Source organism: Streptomyces sp. NPDC059853 (assembly GCF_042731495.1).
Lineage (GTDB): Bacteria > Actinomycetota > Actinomycetes > Streptomycetales > Streptomycetaceae > Streptomyces.
Genome location: NZ_JBHWJL010000325.1, coordinates 1 through 5,537 on the forward strand (window position 1 = coordinate 1; position 5,537 = coordinate 5,537).

At 75.0% G+C, this 5,537-nt stretch carries 6 protein-coding genes; all 6 read left to right on the forward strand.

Annotated features, from left to right (window positions below):
- Positions 1-474, forward strand: a 474-nt coding sequence (locus ACFV5N_RS23995; protein WP_385603501.1) for an FGGY-family carbohydrate kinase, incomplete at its 5' end; no start/stop codon positions are given.
- Positions 440-1,480: an NAD(P)-dependent oxidoreductase gene (locus tag ACFV5N_RS24000; RefSeq protein WP_385603504.1), complete on the forward strand. Its 1,041-nt coding sequence runs from the start codon at positions 440-442 to the stop codon at positions 1,478-1,480. The genes ACFV5N_RS23995 and ACFV5N_RS24000, both read left to right, overlap by 35 nt.
- Positions 1,481-1,673: 193 nt before the next feature.
- Positions 1,674-2,315 carry a histidine phosphatase family protein gene (locus ACFV5N_RS24005; RefSeq protein WP_385603507.1) on the forward strand — a complete coding sequence of 214 codons (642 nt, stop codon included), beginning with the start codon at positions 1,674-1,676 and terminating at the stop codon, positions 2,313-2,315.
- A 43-nt stretch (positions 2,316-2,358) separates the two neighbouring features.
- Complete coding sequence (locus ACFV5N_RS24010; protein WP_385603510.1) at positions 2,359-3,438, forward strand: sugar ABC transporter substrate-binding protein; 1,080 nt, start codon at positions 2,359-2,361, stop codon at positions 3,436-3,438.
- A gap of 11 nt (positions 3,439-3,449) precedes the next feature.
- Complete coding sequence (locus ACFV5N_RS24015; RefSeq protein WP_385603513.1) at positions 3,450-4,211, forward strand: ATP-binding cassette domain-containing protein; 762 nt, start codon at positions 3,450-3,452, stop codon at positions 4,209-4,211.
- Positions 4,198-5,448 carry a sugar ABC transporter permease gene (locus tag ACFV5N_RS24020; RefSeq protein WP_385603516.1) on the forward strand — a complete coding sequence of 417 codons (1,251 nt, stop codon included), beginning with the start codon at positions 4,198-4,200 and terminating at the stop codon, positions 5,446-5,448. The genes ACFV5N_RS24015 and ACFV5N_RS24020 overlap by 14 nt, the downstream gene beginning before the upstream one ends.
- Positions 5,449-5,537: the final 89 nt, after the last annotated feature.

Below are 5,537 nucleotides of genomic sequence, written 5' to 3' on the forward strand. Positions count from 1 at the left end.
CAGGGTTTTCTCGGGGACGGCCCGCTGGAGGTGCGCGGCGACCCGGCGGCGGTCTTCGCCGCCGTGTGCGTGGGCGTGGCCCATCTGGAACGGCTCGCCTTCGAGGTGCTCGCCGCGTCGGGGGCCGAGGTGGGCGGCGCGGTGAGCTTCACCGGCGGGGCGGCGCGCAACCCGTGGTGGAACCAGCTGCGCTGCGACATGCTCGGGGTGCCGGTGCGGCTGCCGGAGAACCCCGAACCGGCCCTGGGCATGGCGGTGCTGGCCGCAGGCGCCATGGGCGGCGACATCCCGGCGGCGGCGCGCCGGCTGGTCCGGGTGCGCCGCACGCTGGAGCCCGACCCGGAACGTACCGCGCGGCTCACCCCCGGGTACCGGGCGCTGGTGGCCGCGCTGGACGGACGCGGCTGGCTGGGCCGCGCGAGAGGAAGGGACGACGACCGTGGACGAACCGATCCCGGTGCTGGTCGCCGGTGACCACTTCGTGCTCAACCGGCTGCTGATCGAGGCGCTGGACGCCGTCGGCGGCAGCGCGGCATGGCGGGTGCGGGAGCTGGAACTGCCGTGGCCGCACGTGCCGTTCGGGCCGGTCGGGGAGGTGGTGGAGGCGTCGGGCTCGGAGGAGGAGCTGATCGAGGCGCTGGACGGGGTGCGGGTGTGCCTGACCCAGATGGCGCCGCTGACCCGGCGGGTGCTGCGGGCCTGCCCGGACCTGGAGCTGTTCGCGGTGTCGCGCGGCGGCCCGGTGAACGCCGACCTGGCGGCGGCGGCCGAGCACGGGGTGGCGGTGACGTACGCGCCGGGCCGCAACGCCGCCTCGACGGCCGAGCACACGCTGGCGCTGATGCTGGCGGCCATGCGGCGCGTCCCGCAGGTGCACGCGAGTGTGCTGGCGGGGCGCTGGGAGAGTTCCCAGTACGCGTACGAGGCGACGGGGCTGGAGATCGAGGGCGCCACGGTCGGCCTGGTCGGTGCCGGGGCGGTCGGCGCGCGGGTGGCGGCGGCGCTGACCGCGCTGGGGGCGCGGGTGCTGGTGGCCGACCCGTACGCGGACCCGGCGGCGCTGCCGGCCGGGGTGCGGGTGGTGGAACTGCCGGAGCTGCTGGCGTCCAGCAGTGTGCTGTCGCTGCACGCGCGGCTGACGCCGGAGACGGCGGGCCTGATCGGCGCCGCCGAACTGGCCGCGCTGCCGCGCGGGGCGGTGCTGGTGAACTGCGCGCGCGGCGGGCTGCTCGACTACGGGGCGCTGGCCGCCGCGCTCCACGACGGGCACCTGTTCGCGGCGGCGCTCGATGTGTACGACGTGGAGCCGCTGCCGGCCGACCATCCGCTGCGCGGGGCGCCGCACCTGGTGCTGACCCCGCATCTGGCGGGCGCGAGCCGGGCGGTGGCGGAACGCGCCGCGCGCATGGTGGCGGCCGAGGCCGACCGCTGGCGCCGGGGCGAACCGCTGCTGCATCCGGCGAACGGAGCCCGGCCATGACCCGTATCCGCGCCGCCGGAGCGCGTTCTCCGCACCGGCCCGCCCTCCCGCGGTCCGGGGGCGTGTCGCGGGGCCCTGCCGGGGGGTCGGACCCGGCAGGGGGCCGCAGGCGCGGTCTCGCCGCGAAGGACCGGACCGGGCCGCGCCACCGCCGCCGCCACCGCCACCGCCACCGCCTGCGAAGGAGCACGCCATGACCGGGACGACACAACGCGGCACGGCCGGGCGGCTGGTGCTGGTGCGGCACGCGGAGACCGTGTGGCACCGGGAGAACCGGTACGCGGGCGCCCGCACCGACCCGGCGCTGACCGCCGCCGGGGAGCGGCAGGCCGGGGCACTGGCCCGCGCCGCCGTCGCCGAGGGCGTCCAGGTGGTGGTCAGTTCGCCGCTGGGGCGGGCGATGCGCACCGCCGGTCCGGCAGCCGAGGCCGTCGGCACCAGCATCGAGCGGGAACCGGGGCTGCGCGAGGCCGACTTCGGCGAGCTGGAGGGGCGTACCCGGCGGGAGGCGGATCCGGAGCTGGTGCGCCGGTTCGTGGCCGATCCGGTCGCGCACACCTTCCCCGGGGCCGAACCGCCGGGTGAGGCCGCCGACCGGGCGGTCGCGGCGCTGCGCGGCGTGGTGGCCCGGCACGGCGACCGTACCGTGCTGGTCGTCGCGCACAGCACCGTGCTGCGGCTGGCGCTGTGCCGGCTGCTGGGCCTGCCGCTGCGTCACTACCGCCGGGTCTTCCCCCGGATCGAGAACGTGGCGCTCACCGAGATCGTCCTGCCCGCCGACGCCGCCGCCCCGGCGGCCCTGCTCTCCCTGAACCGCACCGTCCCGACGCCGTGAACGCCGTGAACCGCCGTGACCCGCCGTGAAAGGACAGACCGCCGTGCGCAGACGCCGACCTCTCCCGCTGACCGCCGCCGTCCTCATCGCCCTGACCGCCGCCACCACCGCCGGCTGTGCCGCCGACGACTCCGGTGACGGCGCGGGCGGCGGGGGCGACAAGATCGCCTTCCTCATGCCGGACATCGCCTCGCCCCGCTACGAGCTGTACGACAGCCCGCTGTTCGAGGCGCGGATGACGGAGCTGTGCGGCGACTGCGAGGTGATCTACAACAACGCGAACGCCGACGCCTCCCGCCAGCAGCAGCAGGCCAACTCCGCCCTGGCGCAGGGGGTGAGCGCCATCGTCATCGACCCGGTCGACTCCAACGCGGCGGCGGGCATCGTGAACACCGCCCGCGCGCAGGGCGTTCCGGTGATCGCCTACGACCGGCCGGTCCTGGGGACACCGCCCGACTACTACATATCCTTCGACAACGAGGCGATCGGCGAGTCCATCGGCCGCTCGCTGGTCGAGGAGCTGGAGGCCACCGGCGCCGAGGGCGGGCTGCTCCAGGTGAACGGCTCCCCCACCGACGCCGCCGCCGGGCTGATCAAGCAGGGCATCCACAACGCGATCGACGACAGCGGTTTCGAGCTGCTGGCCGAGTACGACACCCCCGACTGGCAGCCGGCCAAGGCGCAGGAGTGGGTGGGCGGCCAGATCACCCGGTTCGGTGACGGGATCGCCGGGGTGGTGGCGGCCAACGACGGGACGGGGGGCGGCGCGATCGCCGCGTTCAAGGCGGCGGGGGTCGAGGTGCCGCCCGTCACCGGCAACGACTTCGAGGTGGCGGCGGCGCAGCGGATCGCCTCCGGCGACCAGTTCAACACCATCTCCAAGCCCATCAAGGTCGTGGCGGAGGCGGCGGCCGAGGTGACGTGGCAGTTCCTCCAGGGCGAGGAACCGGCCGGTGAGACCACCCTGTTCGACACGCCCGCGCAGCTCTTCGAGCCGACCGTGGTGACGGCGGACAACCTCGCCGAGGTGCTGGCCTCCTCCGATCAGCTGACCGCCGCCGAGGTGTGCACCGCCCCGTACGCGGCGGCGTGCGCGGCGCTCGGCATCGCCGACGCGGGCTGAGGGGGCACGGGATGTCAGTGGTGCTGTCGCTGCGCGGCATCAGCAAGAACTTCGGGGCGGTGGCGGCGCTCAGCGAGGTCGATCTGGAGGTGGCGGCCGGTGAGGTGGTCGCCGTGGTCGGGGACAACGGGGCGGGCAAGTCCACGCTGGTGAAGGTGCTGGCCGGGGTGCACCGGGCGGACAGCGGCACGATCGCCTTCGAGGGCGCGCCGGTGACGATCGGTTCGCCGGCGGGCGCGCACGCGCTGGGCATCGCCACGGTGTTCCAGGACCTGGCGCTGTGCGAGAACCTCAACGTCGTCGAGAACCTGTTCCTCGGCCGTGAGCTGCGGCGCTCCCGGCTGGACGAGGTCGCCATGGAGCTGCGCTCCTGGGAGCTGCTGCGGCAGTTGTCGGCGAAGATCCCGACCGTACGGGTGCCGGTGGCCTCGCTGTCGGGCGGCCAGCGGCAGACGGTGGCGATCGCCCGGTCGCTGCTGGGCGATCCGAAGGTCATCGTCCTGGACGAGCCGACGGCCGCGCTGGGGGTGGCGCAGACGGCCGAGGTGCTGGCGCTGATCGAGCGGCTGCGGGACCGCGGCCTCGGCGTGATCATGATCAGTCACAACATGGCGGACGTCCGGGCGGTGGCGGACCGGGTGGCCGTGCTGCGGCTGGGCCGCAACAACGGGGTGTTCGCGGCGTCCGCGGTGTCCGAGCAGGACATCATCGCGGCGATCGTGGGCGCGGTGCCCGTTCCGGAGGACCACAGGGGGAGCGATGACGACACGTGAGAGCGAGGCCGCCGCCCCGCTGGATCTGCTGGACGAGCGGCTGCGGCACGGGGGCGGGTGGCGGGCCGTGCTGCGGGCCGGCTGGGGGCGGCTGCGGGCCGGCGATGTGGGGCCGCTGCCGATCGTCGCCGGTCTGGTGGTGATCTGGACGGTGTTCCAGATCCTCAACCCGGCGTTCCTCTCCAGCGCCAATCTGGTGAATCTGCTGATGGAGTCGGTCGCGGTCGGGGTGATCGCGCTCGGTGTGGTGTGTGTGCTGCTGGTGGGCCAGATCGATCTGTCGGTCGGCTCGGTCAGCGGGCTGTCCGCGGCGCTGACCGCCGTGACGTTCGTCAACTCCGGCTGGCCGCTGCCGTTCGCGCTGGCGGCGGCGATCGGGTCGGGTGCGGCGATCGGCTGGCTGTACGCGCAGCTGGTCACCCGGCTCGGGGTGCCCAGCTTCGTGGCGACGCTGGCCGGGCTGCTCAGCTTCCTGGGGCTCCAGCTGTATCTGCTGGGCAGCACGGGCGCGATCAATCTGCCCTACGACTCGGCCCTCGTGCGCTTCGCGCAGCTGGCGTTCGTGCCCGCGTGGCTGTCGTATCTGCTGGTGGTGGCCGCCGCGCTGGTGCTGTTCCGCACCGGGTACGGGCTGGCCCGCGCCCGGCGCGCGGCCGGTCTGTCGGCGCGGCCGGCCCCGCTGCTGGTGGCGCGCAGCGCGGTGGTGCTGGTGGGCGGGGTGCTGGCCGTCCGGTATCTGTACCAGGGCCGGGGTGTGGGCTGGATGGTGGTGGCGTTCGTGGGGCTCGTGCTGGTGGTGAACTACGCGCTGACCCGTACCGCGTGGGGCCGTTCGGTGTTCGCGGTCGGCGGCAACGCGGAGGCGGCGCGGCGGGCCGGGATCAACGTACGGCGCGTCTACACCTCGGCGTTCGTGCTCTGTTCGTCGCTGGCCGCGCTCGGCGGGGTGCTGGCGGCGTCCCGGCTGGCGGCGGCGAATCAGGCGAGCGGCGCCGGGGACGTCAATCTGAACGCGATCGCGGCGGCGGTGATCGGCGGGACGTCCCTGTTCGGCGGCCGGGGCAGCGCGTTCTCGGCGCTGCTGGGGATTCTGGTGATCCAGTCGATCTCCAGCGGGCTGACGCTGCTGGACCTGGATTCGTCGTTCCGGTTCATCGTGACCGGTCTGGTGCTGGCGCTGGCGGTGGCGCTGGACTCGGCGGCGCGCCGGTCCCGGGCGGCGCACGGCAGAGCCTGAGACGCCCCGCCGGAGAGCGGTGCGGCGGGCGCGGCGCTGTGGCGGGCCCGCCGCCGGTGTGTTCCCGCCCCCGCCGGGCGGCGGGGGCG

Coding starts and splice junctions, on each gene's coding strand:
- ACFV5N_RS24015 (WP_385603513.1), top strand. CDS start 3,450: ATGTCAGTGGTGCTGTCGCTGCGCGGCATCAGCAAGAACTTCGGGGCG.
- ACFV5N_RS24020 (WP_385603516.1), top strand. CDS start 4,198: ATGACGACACGTGAGAGCGAGGCCGCCGCCCCGCTGGATCTGCTGGAC.
- ACFV5N_RS24005 (WP_385603507.1), top strand. CDS start 1,674: ATGACCGGGACGACACAACGCGGCACGGCCGGGCGGCTGGTGCTGGTG.